Raw genomic sequence first — 15490 nt, forward strand, 5'->3', positions numbered from 1 at the left:
GTGCTCAATTTATTCCTGTGTTGCGCCCCCGGGGATCGGGCGATTGCGCAGACGCTTGCGCGTAGGCTGGAAGGCGGAGCGGAGTGCCGGATCACCCTGGAAGAACTGGGGCCGGCCGTTGGATCAACCGTCGCGGAGGCATGGGATGGCGGCGTCGGAAACGACGCGATTCTGCTGCTGCTTTCGAAGGAAGCTGTACCCGAGCGAGCCTCCCGTTCCGACTGGGCCGCTCTGCTGGCGCACGTCGAGAGTAACGAAGATCCGCCGGTGGCTTGCGTCATCGTCGAAGACTGCCCTCATCCGGCAATCCTGGAGCGGAGGCGCTTCTTCCGCTGGAGCGAGGACCCCCTGGAGATGCTGCGCGCCCTGGAGCGATGGGTGGTCAGCCTGCACCCGCGCGACGCGGCGACCCCGTTCTCGCTGGCGCCGCTGCCCGGGTTCAGCGGCCAGGATGAAGAACTGGAAAAGCTCCGGCATGCGCTGGTGGATTGTCGCGGAACAACGGTCATTGGCGGCAAGGCGGCCGGCAGTGGGAAGACCTGGCTGGCGCACGAGTTCGCCCGGCGCCACGGAGCGCACTTCCGCGATGTCCTGTGGATCAACTGCGGAGACCGGCCGTCGTCGATGATTGCCGGGGAAATCGCATGGCAGTTAGGGATCGCCGCGGAAGGAACTCCGGAGAGCCTGCTGGCCACAGTCGGAGTGACCGTGCGGTCGCACCGCGTCTTGGTCGTTCTGGACGACGTGCGTGGCCCTGCACCCTTCGACGCTCCGCCGGAAGGACTGGGTTCCTTGCTGATCACAACCCGGATTAGCGGTCCGTGCCTGGTTGATTTAAAGGCCCGCAAAGATGCCAAACGGGCACCTTTGATGGAAGAAGAGGCGGAGAGGCTGTGGAGGGCGATCTCGCTGTGCCGGGGCGACGGTTTTTCGCTGGAATTGGCCGGCAGAGTGGCGGGCTTGCCGGGTCCGGTTGCGCTGGAATCGGCCGGATGGCTGGTGAAACAGGGCCTGCTCGACTCGCTGGATTCCGGTGGGACCGTGTTCCGCCTCGCCGGCGGAGTGTCGTTGCAACCGGAAGAGGCGTTGCGCTGGCGGCACGCTGAGGCGCTGAACGAGTTCTTCCTCGATTGGCGGGACCAACCGCTGCTGGTTCGCAAAATGATCGCTGAACTCGAGGCAGCACTCAATTGGGCGGTGCTGCAGGACTGGGCCGTGGCGGTCCAGCTCACACGGCGCGCATTTCTGTTCCTCTCGTCAGAACGGCGAAGGATGGAGTCCGCGCTCTTGATGAACCGGTTGTTGGGAATCGCCAGGGAGCGGCGTGACCAGCAAGTGGTGAAGGACTGCGAATGGGAGTTGTCCTGGTTTCAGGACGGCCGGGGCGACATCTACCGGCCGGCCGAGGGCGGAGAGCAGATGTCGCTGTTCTGACAACAACTTAGGCCGGGGATTGCTCGGGGGCCGGTGCGGGGAAACGCTGCGAGAACCAGAAGGAGTGCTGGGTGGCGCCAAGGCGCTGGTAGTGTTCCAGGCGCGCCCTGCCCTCGGCGACGCCGGGCACTTGTCCTGCCGGAACCCACCATAGGCAGTAATGCGGCAACTCCATTCTTTCGAACCACTTGGCGCGGTCGCGAAAGACCTCCACGTGGCGTGAAGAGTAGGTATAGTCACGCAATGCTTCGACTGAGGTCCAAACGGACATGTTGACGATGAGGAACGGGTCGTCGGAGTAGGCAATGTCTGTGGCATTGCCGGAGTCCGATTTCAGCCGCCAGACAAATCTGGGCGAAGATTCGGCGAGGGCGTTGATTTCGTCCAACTGGCGAACGAAACCGGAGATACGGGGATCATCGATCGGGGCGACCAGACGAGCGATGTTGATCTGCGCGAGGTGGAAGTCCATCCAGGGATTATGGGGGCAACCCGGGGAAATCCGTCCTCCTGAGGTAAGGATTTACCGTTCCGCCACTGTCCTGCTATACTAGTTTGGTCTGACTGCGCCTGCCCGGTCATCGTGTGCGCCCGGTCTGTATAGGCTTGGCCTGTCCGGATTGACACACTTCTACTGGGATCCGTAGACTAAAGTTTTGTAGTTCGCAAACGGAGATCGTCTGTCTATGAAGACCGAATTTCCGTCCAAGAGCGAAATCATGCGCTGCTGGTTCGTGCTCGATGCCAGCGAGGCAGCTCTGGGACGGGTCGCCAGCAAGGCCGCCAAAATCCTGATGGGGAAGCATAAGCCGACTTATGTTCCATTCCTGGACACTGGCGACCACGTCATTGTTATCAACGCCGATAAGGCCATCCTGACCGGCAACAAGGAATCACAGAAGCTCTACCGTCGTCACTCGGGCTACCCGGGCGGTCTGACGGAGACCCGCGCCGACAAGGTGCGCGCCACACGGCCAATCCGGCTGGTGGAAGATGCCATCAAGGGCATGCTGCCGAAGACGAAGATGGGCAAGCAGATGTACCGCAAGCTCAAGGTCTATGCCGGCGAAAAGCACCCCCATGAGGCTCAGCAGCCCACCGCACTTGCCGCCGGCAAGTAGGCTCAACCGACGGAGAACAGATTAGAATGGCACTGCTTCAGTATCTTGGAACCGGCCGGCGGAAACGCGCCGTGGCCCGCGTCTTCCTGCGTCCCGGCACGGGCAAAATGACCGTGAATGGCAAGCCTTTGGACGAGTACTTCACCACCTACACCAGCCGCTCGCTGGTGCGCCAGCCGATGGCAACCACTGAGACCGCCGACAAGTTCGACGTTCTCGTGAATGCGACCGGCGGCGGTGTGATCGGCCAGGCGGGCGCGGTCCGTTTGGGCATCGCGCGCGCTTTGATCGAATTCAACCTCGAACTGCGCGGCAAGCTCAAGGGTGCTGGCTACCTCACCCGCGATGCTCGCGAGCACGAGCGTGGCAAGTACGGTTTGAAGGGCGCCCGGGCCCGCTTCCAGTTCTCCAAACGCTAATCCGCTCATTCTTTGGGCGGCTGCGTTCGGACTGCTGTACGAATTTCTGTCATCTGGCCAGCCGCTCCTCCACCGGCAAATTTCGCTTTGGGCGCCGGTGGGTAAGGAGCGGCTGGTCTTGCGTCAACCCCCCGGAAACCCGACCGGATAGCACGGTTCATTTCGGATGAACCTATGAAGGAGCAACCTTGCCCTCAATTTCAATGAAAGAATTGCTCGAAGCGGGCGTTCACTTCGGGCACCAGACCAAGCGCTGGAATCCGAAGATGAAAGAATATATCTTCGGCGAACGCAACGGGATCTACATCATCGACCTCCAGAAGACCTTGAAGCTGTTCAAAGACGCGATGCGCTTTGTCGGCGAGCAGGCGGCCATGGGGAAGACGATCCTTTTCGTCGGAACCAAGCGTCAGGCGCAGGAAGCAATTCTGGAAGAAGCCACCCGCTGTGGCATGTATTACGTGAACAACCGCTGGCTGGGCGGCCTGCTGACGAACTTCGTCACGGTCAAGCAGTCGATTAAGCGGCTCAAGGAACTCGAAGCGATCCTCGACGAAGGCAGCGGAGAGCGGCGCACCAAGAAGGAACTCATCCAGATGGAGCGCGAGCGCAAGAACCTGATGTCGAACCTCGCCGGCATCAAGGACATGGACGGCCTGCCGGACATGCTCTTCGTCATCGACTCGAACAAAGAAGACATCGCCGTCAAGGAAGCCCGCAAGCTCGGCATTCCCGTCGTCGCCGTTGTGGACACGAATTGCGATCCCGACATGGTGGATCACCCGATTCCCGGCAATGACGATGCCCTGCGCGCGATCCGCCTGTTCGCGAACAAGATCGCGGATGCGATGGTGGAAGGCCGGTCCCTGGCCAGCGAACAGGACTTCACGCCGAAGGAAATCGTGACCGAGGACGGCCCGGTGGAAGATATGTCGCAGTTTGCGCACTATGTCGACCCCAGGCTGAACGAGGATGTGCTCACGGAAGGCATCTCGGATTTGGATCTGCCCAGCACTTCCCTTCCGAAGAAGTCGGCCGAGCCCGCCGCCGAAGTCGCAGCCGAAACTCCGGCCGCCAACTAACCCATTCATTCCGGACGTGGCCCGCATCAGCCGGGCCGCGTCCAATCATCCGTCCCCAGCCTGAACTGATCTGAAAGATATATCCCCATGGCAGAAATCACTGCGCAACTAGTCAAACAGCTCCGCGAAATGACCGGCGCGGGCATGATGGAATGCAAGAAGGCCCTGGTCGAAGCCAACGGCGACTTTAACGAGGCACAGGTGATCCTGCGCAAGCGCGGCCTAGCCACCGCCGCCAAGAAGGCGTCGCGCACGGCGAAGGAAGGCCTGATTGGCCTCCATATCAGCCCCGAAGTGAATCTCGGACTGCTGGTGGAAGTGAACTGCGAAACCGACTTCGTTGCCAAAACCGACGATTTCAAGAGCCTGGTTGAGGAAGTCAAGCAGATCATCCTCACGCACAAACCGGTGGACGCGGAAGCCCTGAAGGGGCTGCCTTCGGTTTCGAGCCCCGCCCTGAACGTCGAATCGCTGTTGAAGGAAAAGATCGCCAAGGTCGGCGAGAACATGAACGTTCCGCGCTTCGTGCTGCATCCGGCAGCAGGCGCGCTGGGCAGCTACACTCACCCCGGCTCAAAGCTGGTGGTGCTGGTGGACGTGACGGCGAAGAACCCCGCCACGCTGGAGCGCCCCGAGTTCAAGGAACTGATTCAGGATGTAGCCATGCAGGTGGCAGCCGCCGATCCGAAGTTCCTGACCCGTGACGATGTAACCGCAGAGTACATCGCCAAGGAGAAGGAAATTCAACGTGCGCGCGCCCTGGCGGAAGGCAAACCGGAAAAGATCGTCGACAAGGTGGTCGAAGGCCGCATGTCGAAGTTCTACGAGGAAGTCTGCCTGCTCGATCAGCCCTTCATCAAGGAAAACTCAGTCACCATCTCACAACTGCTCGCCGACAAGGGCAAGCAACTGGGTGACGAGATCGGCGTGGCCTCTTATGTCCGGTTCAAGGTAGGCGAAACCGCTGCGGCGGAAGAGCCTGCCGCCGAATAAGCCCGCCGGCATCATGGAGCAAACAAAGATGGCGCCCCGGTATAAGCGAATCCTGCTCAAATTAAGCGGAGAGGTGCTGGCCGGCGGCGCCAGCTTTGGTATAGACGCCGAGCGCGTACGCGCGCTGGCTGCAGAAGTAGCGGAAGTGGCACATACCGGCGTTCAGCTGGGCATCGTGTTGGGTGGCGGCAACTTCTTCCGCGGGGTCGCCGCCGCGGCCCGCCAGATGGACCGTGTCACGGCGGACTCCATGGGCATGCTGGCCACTGTCATCAATTGCCTCGCGCTGCAGGACGCCCTGGAGAAGCAAGGCATGCCCACCCGGGTGATGACCGCGATCCAGATGCCGCAGGTGGCCGAGCCCTACATCCGGCGCCGGGCGATCCGCCATATGGAGAAGGGGCGCATCGTCGTGTTCGGCGGCGGCACCTCAAATCCTTTCTTTTCCACAGATTCCGCAGGCTCACTGCGGGCATTGGAGATTGGGGCGGAGATTCTCGCCAAGGCGACAGGTGTGGATGGGGTCTACGACAAGGATCCCCGCAAGCACCCGGATGCGGTGCGATACGACCGCGTCACCTACAGTGAAATGCTGGCGAAGAACCTGGCGGTGATGGATGCGTCGGCTGTGGCCATGTGCCGGGACAACAACATGCCGATTGTGGTCTTCAACCTGACCACGCATGGCAATATAATGCGAATGTCGATGGGAGAGCCCGTCGGCACTATTATTGGGAACGCTCTATGAAACCTGGACAACAAACCTCAGTTCCGTCTGGCCAGTTCCAGAACGTGAAAGAAGTGGAAGCTTCCGCCAAGGCGAAGATGGAGAAAGTCATCGCCGGCCTGCAGCACGAGATGACGAGCATGCGCACCGGGCGAGCCTCGGTGAACCTGTTCGACGGCATCACGGTGGAAGCCTATGGCTCGCAAATGCCCATCAACCACGTGGCGACGTTGCACGTGCCCGAGCCCACTCTCATCACGATCCAACCGTATGACGTTTCTCAGATGGGCCTCATCGAAAAGGCCATCCGAAGCTCGGACCTCGGCCTCAACCCGTCTAACGACGGCAAGCAGATCCGCGTGCCCATTCCAACGCTGACGGAAGAGCGCCGGAAGGATATGGTGAAGCATCTTCATCATGTCGCAGAGGAACATCGCGTCCGCCTGCGCAACGTTCGCCGCGATTCCAACGAAGCCATCAAGAAGCTGGTCAAGGACAAGCTGATCAGCGAGGACGAAGACCGCCGCGGCCATGAAGAAACACAGAAGTTGACCGACGCCTACATCACCAAGATCGATCAACTCGCCAAGGGCAAGGAAAAAGACATCCTCGAAGTCAAGTAGCGGCCGGCAGGCTGCTAACGCCGGGCGGTGATCACCGCCTCCCCGCACCAGTCTTTCAGGGGCGGGCAGATGGTGATCACCGCCCGGTCTGTTTTTTCCAGCACGGACACCGCGGCCCTCGCCCAGGATTTCTCGAACTTACCGCGCAGTAGCCGCTTGCCCATCGCCAGCAGGTTCAGATGCTGCACCCGGATGTCGCCGAAGTGCGCCTCCAGCAGCTTCAATTCTTTACTCGAGAGAATGATATCTTCGCCTTGCTCCTCGAGTTCGCCTTCCACGCGTGCCCGCCATTGCCGGGCCGCCTCCAGCAAGGGATTCCCGCCCCACGTCTCACAGAGCACCAGGCGCGCACCCGGCCGCATGATCCGGGCCAACTCCTCCATCGCGCCCGGGTACTTCAGCGTGTGATGGAGCGAGGCACAGGCGAACACCAGGTCGAAGGCATTATCGGCGAACATGTCGAGCGAGGAGGCGTCGGCGGCCACGCCTTTCACCCTACGCGCCGCCCCGCTCGCCCTTGCCCGCTTAAGGCCAAGTTCCACAGCCAGGGGCGAGAGGTCCAGCAGGGTGACTTCGGCGCTCTCCGTAGCCATCCAAACCCCGAAATCGGCCGGTCCGCAGCCGTAATCCAACACGCGTTTGCCTGGAAACGGCTCCGTCTCCAGGGCTTGCATCGACGCCAGGTAGAGGCGGCGGCGCTCATAGAACGGATGCGCGGGGTTGTTGCAATTCCCCACCAGAATCGACCGGTCGATGCGCAAAGCGTGATCGGGCAACTCGAGAAACTGGCGATATTGACGGTCGTAAAACTCGCGTTCCTGATCGGCCGTGATCATTGCTTCACCGCCGGCCCGTACAAAGGCCGCCCCCCCAGTGCACCGGTCATCTTTCCTTGCCGCATGGCTGCCACTCCATTCACCCAGACCGAGTCTACCCCCACTGAGTACTGGTGCGGGTGGAGGTAGTCTGACCTGTCCGAGACCAACGCGGGGTCAAACAGAACCAGATCGGCCTTCATCCCAGGCCCAATCAATCCTCGATCCTGCAAACCAAAACGCCGGGCGGGGAGTCCGCTCATGCGATGGACCGCGTCCTCCAGTGTCAAGACCTTCTTCTCCCTGACGTAGCGGCCCAGCACACGGGCAAAGGTGCCGTAGTTACGCGGATGCGGCATCTCCTTGCCATACGCGGGAATACCTCCATCTGAGACGATCATCGTAAACGGATAGCGGAGGATGCGCTCGACGTCCTCCTCGCTGATGGCATGGTAGATCGCCGAGCAACTGCCCTTCTGCTGCAACTCGATGGCAACTTCAGCAGCGGATTCGGGAGTGGCGTCGCGGCCTTGGGCCCGGGCGATGTCAGCCAGGCTCTTGCCCGCCAGTGACGAATCGAACCCACAACTGGCGATTACTACATTCGCGGGATCTCCGGCCCCGCGATCGTTCAGGATCCTGTCCACAATTTCGGCTTTGATCCTGGCGTGCGATTCGGGAGCGGCCAGTCGCTCCACTAGTGCTTTGCTGCCGCCGGCGAGGGACCACTGGGGAAAGAGCGCTCCGATTCCAGTGGAGGAGGCGGTGTAGGGATAGGCATCGACCGTGACATCCACTCCCCTGCTGCGCGCCTCTTCGACCAGGCGGAGCGTATCCCGGCTCAGCCCCCAATTCTGTTTGCCGATGATCTTGTGGTGAGTGACCTGGGTGGGGAGGTGTCCGTCCTCACCGATGCGGATTGTTTCCCTGACACTGTCGAGAACGAGGGCCCCCTCGTTCCGCATGTGGGAGGTGTGCAGGCCGCCCAGCCTTCCGACGACTTTGCCCAACTCTATGACTTCTTCGGTAGAGGCATAATTCCCGGGGACGTAAAAAAGACCGGTGGACAGTCCGAACGCGCCGTCAAGCATGGCTTGGCGCGCCAAGGCTTTCATCTGGTCCAGTTCGGCCGGTGTCGCCTTTCGGTTCTGGCTGCCCATCACCTTGGACCGGATGGTACCGTGCCCTACCAGCAGACCGAAGTTCACGCCCACATGGCCGGTGATCCCATCCAGAAACGAGCGAATAGGTAACGGCGAGCTGCCGTCGGGACCTTCGATGATGGTGGTCACACCCTGGCGAATCAGATTTTCGGCGGTGGGCGTGGCTTGAATCCCGCGCAGTCCGTGGCTGTGCGTGTCGATAAAACCAGGCGCGAGCGTCAACCCCGTGGCATCAACTGTAAACTTCGCGGACACATCCCGAAGCTGGCCCACCGCTGCGATGCGGTCTCCCTCCACCCCAACGTCACCCAGAAACCAGGGATCTCCGGCGCCGTCCACGATATGGGCGTTCCGTATCAGCAGATCGTACGTCTGTGCGAACGAAGGGAAAGCGAGAAGGTACCAAAGGATGAGCCCGCGAACCATGCAGGCTATTGTAGCGGGACTTTGTGTCCCAAACGGTCACTGGGTGTTTCTTAAACGGCCAACCGGCGACAGAACAGGACTAGCGCTCGCTGCGTGGCGACGAACCAAGCATTGAGAAGAACAGCCCCAGAATCAGCAACGCTGTGATCACTCCTCCGACCAACATAGGCACCCCCGATAAATTGATCATGACGCTTACAGTGCAATTGACGAGCCAAACCGGATTCGGTTCCAGGAATCGGCACTCAAAGGGGAAGTGAATCCATGTTGTGATACGTTGCACATATGCGAACGGATTTCGCCTTCGGCAAGACGGGCCTCAGCGTGGACCTGCCGGAAGGCCCTCAATACCGTGTATTGGAGACCCGCTGGGCAGAGGCCTCAACTGACGAAGCCTCGATGCTGGCAGACGCGCTGGATCATCCGATCGGCTGTCCGCCGCTCGTGGAATTGGCGGCCGGCCGGCACAGCGCGGCGATTTCCGTCTGTGATATCACCAGGCCGGCGCCGAACAGGCGCACACTGCCGCCACTGCTGGCGCGTTTGGAGCAAGCAGGTATCCCCAAGATCCGGACGACCATTCTGATTGCGACCGGCCTGCACCGTCAGGCGACGGAATCAGAGATCGTCGAGATCCTCGGGGCTGAGATCGCGGCCAATTATCCGATCGTGAATCACAATGCGCGCGAACTCGCGGATCACCGCGAGCTGGGCGTGACGAAGTCCGGCACGCCAGTCTTCGTCGATCGTCGTTTCGTGGACGCCGAGTTGCGCATCACGTTGGGCTTCATCGAGCAGCACCTGATGGCCGGTTTCTCCGGCGGCCGGAAGCTGATCGCCCCGGGGTTGGCCTACCAGGAGACGATCAAGAACCTGCATAGTCCCCGGTTCATGCGAGACGCGAGAGCCGTCGAGGGGTCGGTCGAGCAGAACCCTCTGCACCAGGAACTTCTGGAAATCGCTCAAATGGCGGGGCATGATTTCGTGTTCGACGTAGTGCTTTCCGAGGGACGGAAGATCGCAGCGGCCTTTGCCGGCGAACCGCGGCAGGCCCACGCCGAGGGCATCGCCTTCGTCAGGGCAAGTACCACTCAGTGGATTCCAGGGAGGGTCGACGCGGCTATTACTTCGGCGGCCGGTTATCCGCTGGATCTGACCTTTTACCAGGGTGTGAAAGGGGTGACGGCAGCGTCGCATATTGTGAAACCAGGCGGGATCATCCTATTGATGGCAGCCTGTGACGAGGGTGCCGGTGCTCCTGAGTTCTCCCGTCTAATGAAGGAGTTCCCCGACCCGCAGGCGTTTCTCGAAACAATTTCGAATACTCCTGTGACTATCGACCAGTGGCAGTTGGAGAAACTAGCCATGGTAGTGGCCTCTCACCGGGTCTGGTGGTACACGCCTGGATTGCCGCCGGAATACCACGCAAACATCTGGGGCAAACTGTTCCCCAGCGCTGCCAGCGCGTTTCAGGCGCTCCGTTCCGAAGTAGGTTCCGGAGCAGAGGTCGCCGTCCTGCCGGAGGGTCCGTATGTCCTCGCCCGGCCGCAGTCCACGCTGCCGGAACCGGCGCTCGTCTGAATCCTGGACGGCCAAAGCGGTGAGAGAAATAGAAAATCGACGGCCGGAGCGCGGTTGACAAGCATTCCAGGCTCGGCTATAGTTCTGAAGTGTCGCACTTTCAACGGTTTGTGTGGAAGCCGGGGGGTGCACACGCACCTGTGGCGAGTTCGATCCGGAAGATTCGCCGAAATCCGAGGGGCCAACACGCTGACTGCGCGGTTGGACTATCGAATTGCGGCTCGCTTCCCTGGACGATGATCGTCGCAGACTGCGGAATTGAGGCGGTTTTGGAGACTGGGGCATGACCAGCAACCAGGACGACCGTCCGGCGGAGATTCCCGCCGGCGGCGAGGAAAGCTACGAGCAACTGCTCGACGACTACAGCCATCTCGCACCACCCGCCGAGGGTGAGGTACTGATGGGGCACGTCCTGCAGATCACCCCTCAGGGCGTCATCGTTGACGTCGGGCTGAAGCAGGAGGGGTGTGTCCCGCTTGAGCAGGTTTCCACACCAGACGGCCAGATTGTGGTTCAACCGGGTGACACCATCGAAGTGATGGTGGATCGCCGCCGTGAGATGGAAGGCTATATAGCCCTCTCCCACGAGCGAGCCAGCCGGATTCGAGCCTGGGACACACTGGAGAAGGCATTCCGCGAGAGTCTCATGATGTCCGGCCGCGTACTCGGCCGGGTCAAAGGCGGACTTAGCGTGGATGTCGGCGTAGTGGCCTTCATGCCCAGCACCCAGGTGGATGTGCGTCCAATGCACAATCTGGATGCGTTCATCGGACAGGACATTGTCGTCAAGGTCGTCAAGTTAAACCGTCGCCGAAACAATGTGGTGGTTTCGCGCAAGGCGGCAATGGAAGACGAGCTCACCGTCCGCAAGACCTCCCTGCTCGACCACATCCATGAGGGAGACCTGATCACGGGCGTCGTCAAGAATCTCACGGATTACGGCGCTTTCGTCGATCTGGGTGGTATTGACGGGCTGCTGCACGTCAGCGACATGTCCCACGGCCGCGTGGCCCATCCTTCCAGCGTGCTGCAGGTAGGCCAGGAGATCACTGTCAAGGTCCTGAAGTTCGACAACGACAAGGAACGGATCTCACTCGGGCTAAAACAGGTTCAGCCGGACCCCTGGGAGACCATTCACGACCGCTATGCCGATGGCATGAAAGTGGTTGGGCGCGTCGTGAGCGTCACCGACTACGGCTCGTTCGTGGAACTGGAACCGGGCGTGGAAGGGTTGATCCACATCTCTGAGATGACCTGGTCGCGGCGCATGAAGCACCCGTCCAAGGTAGTCCGGGTTGGAGATAACGTTGAGAGCGTCGTCCTGGAGGTGAAGCCCAAGGAACGGCGCATCTCACTGGGCATCAAACAACTGGAACCCGACCCCTGGACCACTGTCGATACACGCTATGCGATCGGCAGCGTGGTCGAAGGACGTGTCCGGAAGCTATCAGATTTTGGCGCTTTTATTGAGATTGAGGAAGGCATCGACGGGCTGGTGCATATCTCCGACCTGTCTTGGACGAAGCGTGTACAACACCCGTCCGAACTGTTGAAGAAGGGCCAGGTGGTGCAGGCGGTGATCCTGAACATCGATTCAGGCAATCGGCGGCTCTCCCTGGGTATCAAGCAGTTGCAGCCCGATGCTTGGGAAACGTTCTTCCAATCTCACGTGGTTGGCGATATCGTGAAAGGTAAGCCTTCGCGCGCGGTCAACTTCGGAGTGTTCGTCGAGTTGGCACCAGGCGTGGAAGGACTTTGCCACAATACAGAGATTCCCCCCGAATTGCGGGAACAGAATCCGCCGCTTCCTTTGAATGAGGAACTCAGCTTCAAGATCATCAAGATGAATGAGGCGGAGAAGCGGATTGGGCTGACTGTGGTCAGTCTGGAAGCAGAGAAGGAACGCCAGCGGCTGGAAGATTACCAGCGGCAAGCGACCGAGGCGACGCACCAGATTGAAGAGGCCCTCACTCCGGCCGAGCCGGAAGTGGAAGCTCCGGCGGAGTCCGAGACGACGCCCAAGAGCGAGGGCGCGTCACAGGAATAGGAGCGATTTGAGCGCGGGAAGAGGACAGGATCACTGACACATGACGAAAGCGGATCTCATTGAAGAAGTTTCCAGGGTGGTGGAATTCACCCGCAAGGAATCAGAAGTAATTGTCGAGGCGATTTTCGACAGCGTGGTGAAGGCTTTGCGCGAAGGCGACAAAATCGAGATCCGGGGATTTGGCAGTTTTCGCACTCGGCAACGCCAGTCGCGGGTAGGCCGCAACCCGAAGACCGGTGCCCGGGTGGATGTGCCGGCCAAGCGGATTCCGTATTTTAAGCCCAGCAAAGAGCTGAAAGACCTGGTGAACGACGAGGGCACGGAAACGCCCGCCGCCACGCCGGCTCCGGAACTGTAGAGCCGGGTCCCCTAGGCGATGGATCGTTTGTGGAGTCCCTGGCGTTATCGCTACGTGAGTAAGGCTTCTCAATCCGACGCTTGCATCTTCTGTGTGAAGTCCGGCGAGCAGCGTGACGAAGAGAATCTCATCCTCCATCGTGGACTGCACAACTTCGTACTGTTGAATCTTTACCCTTACACAACGGGCCACCTGATGGTGGCCCCTTATGCTCATATTGCCAGCCTGGAGGACCTCCCCGAGGAGACTTCCGCCGAGTTGATGCAACTCACCCGTGCGGCCGTGCACCATTTGCGTGCTGTCTACAGGCCACAGGGTCTCAACGCGGGCATGAATCTCGGTGAGTGCGCCGGAGCAGGCGTGGCTGGCCATCTGCATATGCACGTCCTGCCAAGATGGGCAGGCGACGCCAACTTTATGACCACCATCGGGGAAACGCGGATCATGCCGGAAGAGCTCCCGGAAACCTGGCGGAAGCTGACTGCCGCGTTTCGCGGCGAGTAGCCATTCCGGTGGACCGGCGGTCCCATTGGCATGATCATCTCCGCCAGCTATCGCACCGACATTCCAGCGTTCTATAGTGACTGGTTCTTCGCCAGGCTGGAAGCAGGATACTGCCGCGTCAAGAATCCTTACTCGGGCCGTGCGCAGCGGATCGACCTTCGTCCCGAGAGAGTCACTGGCTTCGTTTTCTGGACGCGGAACTTCGGGCCTTGCCTGAACAGGCTGGCCGAGATCCAAAGCTTTGGCCGTCCGTTTGTGGTCCAGTTCACCGTAACGAACTACCCGAAATCACTAGAAGCCGCGGTGATTGACCCACGCAAGGCAGTTGAGCAGATCCGCCGCCTGAGCGCGGAGGTCCACCCGAAGTGCCCGGTCTGGCGGTACGACCCGATTGTGTGCACGGATGTGACCTCGTTGGAGTTCCACCGCAGGAACTTCGCTGAACTCGCATCATCGCTCCAGGGGGCCGTCGATGAAGTCACCGTGAGCTTCGCCACGATCTACAAGAAGAGCGAGAGGAATCTGGACGCCGCGGGCGAGCGACATGGGTTCGAATGGTCCGATCCGGACCATTCCAGGAAGACGGAATTGCTGGAAGAACTCGCCGGCACCGCCCGGGCCCATGGCATGTCGCTAACTATTTGTACACAGCCTCAGTTTTTGTCCAGCAGTGTGGAGGAGGCACGGTGTGTGGATGCCCGGCGTCTGAGTGCGATCGCGGGACTGAATCTGGACATTCCTCTAAAGGGCAACCGCCCGGGTTGCGCCTGCCACGAATCCAGGGATATCGGCGCGTATGACACCTGCCCGCACGGCTGCGCCTACTGCTACGCGGTGCGCCGCCGGGACATCGCTCTGGCCAGATACAAAGCTCATGACCCGAACGCCGACGCACTGATCCCGCTGGAACCGGAACAACCGCCGATCCTGCCGCTCTTCGGTGAATAGTACGGACTAGATACCCTCGGCCAAAGGCTCGGGAGTGGCCTTGGAGTCGAGATACCGCTGGCGCGCCTCGACGATGCAGCGGCGGGCTTCGCGCGGACCGCCCCAGCCGTGAGTGGTCGCGACTCTCCCCTCCAACTCCTTGTAAATACTAAAGAAGTGCTCAAGCTCGCGACGCACGTGCGGGAAAACCTGGTCCATCGTATGGATCTGGTCGTAGCGCGGATTCCTGGTCGGGACCGCAATGATCTTCTGGTCCTGCTCCTCCCGGTCGACCATATCCAGGACGCCGACGGGCCGGACCTCAATCAGGCAACCGGTGAAGCTTGGCTCATTGACGAGGGTCAGAACGTCCAGCGGGTCACCGTCCTCGGCCAGCGTTCCGGGGATGAACCCGTAATCGCCGGGATAGTGCATGGGGGAGTAGAGGGTCCGGTCCAACCGGAACAGCCCGAGGTTCCCGTCATACTCCACCTTGTTAGCGGAGTTCTTCGGGATTTCAACGATCATTCGGACCAGTTCGGGCGTTTCCGGACCGGGGTCGAGGTCGTAGAGCTTTATTGACACAAGAGTCAGACTAGCAAATCCGGGAGGCCCCCTCCAACAACACCACCTATATGAGGAGGTGGGATTCACACACAGGCCCTTAAAGCGAAGAAAAGGAGAAGCTTAAAGTTCCGCTTGAAGGTTCAAAAAGGGCTTGCGCGGCACAGTACGAGGGTTTAGGATACGTCTATGGTCCGATTCGGACCAGAAAAGTCGTATTCGGACCAAAATGGCTCAAGCCGAAGCAGTTTTGACACCTCGCAACCCTCGTGGCTTCCACGCCGCCCGGGTAGACGGGGCGGGGCGCTTGAAGCTGCCAGCGAAGTACCAGGAATACCTGAAAGCGCTGATAGATAAGACGTTGTTCGCCACGATGTACGAGGGCATGGCTCGAATTTACTGCAATGGCAGCTTTGAACGCAATCTCGAACTGCTGAGTGAGGAACCCGCCCTGCTGGAAACGATGGCGAAGTACGGGGACATGTTCGGCGCCGATGTGGACCTGGATCCGCAGGGCCGCATCACGATTCCCCAGTCGTTGAGGAAGTTGTTGGGCCTGGAAGACAAGTCGGTTTACCTGCGGTTTGACGGAGACGTGATCAGTATCTACTCCGAAGAGCAGCACAAGACCGAGCAGGCTCGCCTGATGGCGGAGATCGAAGAAAGCTTGAAGGCGGCGAAGGCGAAAGGTTTCCGGTTGTGAGAC

17 protein-coding genes are annotated in these 15490 nt (G+C 60.3%); 13 read left to right on the plus strand and 4 right to left on the minus strand.

Going from position 1 to position 15490, the window contains the following annotated elements; all coding sequences use genetic code 11:
- Window positions 1-1434 carry a TIR domain-containing protein gene (locus IRI77_RS17150; protein ID WP_194453258.1) on the plus strand — a complete coding sequence of 478 codons (1434 nt, stop codon included), beginning with the start codon at window positions 1-3 and terminating at the stop codon, window positions 1432-1434.
- A gap of 7 nt (window positions 1435-1441) precedes the next feature.
- Here the strand turns inward: IRI77_RS17150 and IRI77_RS17155 are convergent, their stop codons facing one another.
- Window positions 1442-1906, minus strand: a complete 465-nt coding sequence (locus IRI77_RS17155) for a DUF3291 domain-containing protein (RefSeq protein WP_194453259.1) — start codon at window positions 1904-1906, stop codon at window positions 1442-1444.
- A gap of 214 nt (window positions 1907-2120) precedes the next feature.
- Here IRI77_RS17155 and rplM point away from each other — a divergent pair, with 214 nt between their 5' ends.
- From rplM to frr, 6 genes are all read left to right on the plus strand, one after another.
- Complete coding sequence (rplM, locus tag IRI77_RS17160; RefSeq protein WP_194453260.1) at window positions 2121-2555, plus strand: 50S ribosomal protein L13; 435 nt, start codon at window positions 2121-2123, stop codon at window positions 2553-2555.
- 26 nt (window positions 2556-2581) lie between these two features.
- Window positions 2582-2974, plus strand: coding sequence for a 30S ribosomal protein S9 (gene rpsI / locus IRI77_RS17165; RefSeq protein ID WP_194453261.1), 393 nt, complete (start codon window positions 2582-2584; stop codon window positions 2972-2974).
- Between the two features lie 188 nt (window positions 2975-3162).
- A complete protein-coding gene (gene rpsB / locus IRI77_RS17170) occupies window positions 3163-4056 on the plus strand; it encodes a 30S ribosomal protein S2 (RefSeq protein WP_194453262.1) in 894 nt (297 codons plus the stop codon).
- Between the two features lie 87 nt (window positions 4057-4143).
- Window positions 4144-5049 carry a translation elongation factor Ts gene (gene tsf / locus IRI77_RS17175; RefSeq protein ID WP_194453263.1) on the plus strand — a complete coding sequence of 302 codons (906 nt, stop codon included), beginning with the start codon at window positions 4144-4146 and terminating at the stop codon, window positions 5047-5049.
- Window positions 5050-5077: 28 nt separating this feature from the next.
- On the plus strand, window positions 5078-5797 hold the full coding sequence (pyrH, locus tag IRI77_RS17180) for a UMP kinase (protein ID WP_194453688.1): 720 nt from the start codon (window positions 5078-5080) through the stop codon (window positions 5795-5797).
- Window positions 5794-6399 carry a ribosome recycling factor gene (gene frr, locus IRI77_RS17185; RefSeq protein WP_194453264.1) on the plus strand — a complete coding sequence of 202 codons (606 nt, stop codon included), beginning with the start codon at window positions 5794-5796 and terminating at the stop codon, window positions 6397-6399. The genes pyrH and frr overlap by 4 nt, the downstream gene beginning before the upstream one ends.
- A gap of 14 nt (window positions 6400-6413) precedes the next feature.
- Here frr and IRI77_RS17190 read toward each other — a convergent pair whose 3' ends face one another.
- Window positions 6414-7235 (minus strand): class I SAM-dependent methyltransferase, encoded by an 822-nt coding sequence (locus IRI77_RS17190; protein ID WP_194453265.1) that lies wholly within the window; start codon window positions 7233-7235, stop codon window positions 6414-6416.
- On the minus strand, window positions 7232-8803 hold the full coding sequence (locus tag IRI77_RS17195) for an N-acyl-D-amino-acid deacylase family protein (RefSeq protein WP_228486780.1): 1572 nt from the start codon (window positions 8801-8803) through the stop codon (window positions 7232-7234). Before IRI77_RS17195 ends, IRI77_RS17190 begins: the two co-directional genes overlap by 4 nt.
- A gap of 285 nt (window positions 8804-9088) precedes the next feature.
- Between IRI77_RS17195 and IRI77_RS17200 the strand changes: the two genes are divergently transcribed.
- The 5 genes from IRI77_RS17200 to IRI77_RS17220 all read left to right on the plus strand — a co-directional run bounded on the left by IRI77_RS17200 (window position 9089) and on the right by IRI77_RS17220 (window position 14241).
- Window positions 9089-10384, plus strand: coding sequence for a nickel-dependent lactate racemase family protein (locus tag IRI77_RS17200; protein WP_194453266.1), 1296 nt, complete (start codon window positions 9089-9091; stop codon window positions 10382-10384).
- A 283-nt stretch (window positions 10385-10667) separates the two neighbouring features.
- On the plus strand, window positions 10668-12431 hold the full coding sequence (locus IRI77_RS17205; protein WP_194453267.1) for a 30S ribosomal protein S1: 1764 nt from the start codon (window positions 10668-10670) through the stop codon (window positions 12429-12431).
- Between the two features lie 40 nt (window positions 12432-12471).
- Complete coding sequence (locus IRI77_RS17210; protein WP_194453268.1) at window positions 12472-12789, plus strand: HU family DNA-binding protein; 318 nt, start codon at window positions 12472-12474, stop codon at window positions 12787-12789.
- Window positions 12790-12843: 54 nt separating this feature from the next.
- A complete protein-coding gene (locus IRI77_RS17215) occupies window positions 12844-13293 on the plus strand; it encodes an HIT family protein (RefSeq protein ID WP_228486781.1) in 450 nt (149 codons plus the stop codon).
- 30 nt (window positions 13294-13323) lie between these two features.
- On the plus strand, window positions 13324-14241 hold the full coding sequence (locus IRI77_RS17220; protein ID WP_194453270.1) for a DUF1848 domain-containing protein: 918 nt from the start codon (window positions 13324-13326) through the stop codon (window positions 14239-14241).
- Between the two features lie 6 nt (window positions 14242-14247).
- On the opposite strand, the gene IRI77_RS17225 is transcribed toward IRI77_RS17220, so the two are convergent.
- Entirely contained in the window at window positions 14248-14805 is a 558-nt protein-coding gene (locus tag IRI77_RS17225; protein ID WP_228486782.1) for an inorganic diphosphatase, read from the minus strand.
- Between the two features lie 286 nt (window positions 14806-15091).
- Between IRI77_RS17225 and IRI77_RS17230 the strand changes: the two genes are divergently transcribed.
- The gene (locus tag IRI77_RS17230; protein ID WP_194453271.1) at window positions 15092-15487 is read left to right on the plus strand and encodes a division/cell wall cluster transcriptional repressor MraZ; all 396 of its coding nucleotides are present in this window, start codon (window positions 15092-15094) and stop codon (window positions 15485-15487) included.
- The last annotated feature ends 3 nt before the right edge of the window (window positions 15488-15490 follow it).

The sequence above is a fragment of the Paludibaculum fermentans genome, from assembly GCF_015277775.1.
GTDB lineage: Bacteria > Acidobacteriota > Terriglobia > Bryobacterales > Bryobacteraceae > Paludibaculum > Paludibaculum fermentans.

Bases quoted from the DNA above. Each gene is read 5' to 3' on its own strand.
- rpsI (WP_194453261.1), top strand. From the start codon at position 2,582: ATGGCACTGCTTCAGTATCTTGGAACCGGCCGGCGGAAACGCGCCGTG.
- IRI77_RS17155 (WP_194453259.1), bottom strand. From the start codon at position 1,906: ATGGACTTCCACCTCGCGCAGATCAACATCGCTCGTCTGGTCGCCCCG.
- pyrH (WP_194453688.1), top strand. From the start codon at position 5,078: ATGGCGCCCCGGTATAAGCGAATCCTGCTCAAATTAAGCGGAGAGGTG.
- tsf (WP_194453263.1), top strand. From the start codon at position 4,144: ATGGCAGAAATCACTGCGCAACTAGTCAAACAGCTCCGCGAAATGACC.
- IRI77_RS17205 (WP_194453267.1), top strand. From the start codon at position 10,668: ATGACCAGCAACCAGGACGACCGTCCGGCGGAGATTCCCGCCGGCGGC.
- IRI77_RS17220 (WP_194453270.1), top strand. From the start codon at position 13,324: ATGATCATCTCCGCCAGCTATCGCACCGACATTCCAGCGTTCTATAGT.
- IRI77_RS17190 (WP_194453265.1), bottom strand. From the start codon at position 7,235: ATGATCACGGCCGATCAGGAACGCGAGTTTTACGACCGTCAATATCGC.
- frr (WP_194453264.1), top strand. From the start codon at position 5,794: ATGAAACCTGGACAACAAACCTCAGTTCCGTCTGGCCAGTTCCAGAAC.
- IRI77_RS17210 (WP_194453268.1), top strand. From the start codon at position 12,472: ATGACGAAAGCGGATCTCATTGAAGAAGTTTCCAGGGTGGTGGAATTC.
- IRI77_RS17200 (WP_194453266.1), top strand. From the start codon at position 9,089: ATGCGAACGGATTTCGCCTTCGGCAAGACGGGCCTCAGCGTGGACCTG.
- rplM (WP_194453260.1), top strand. From the start codon at position 2,121: ATGAAGACCGAATTTCCGTCCAAGAGCGAAATCATGCGCTGCTGGTTC.
- IRI77_RS17195 (WP_228486780.1), bottom strand. From the start codon at position 8,803: ATGGTTCGCGGGCTCATCCTTTGGTACCTTCTCGCTTTCCCTTCGTTC.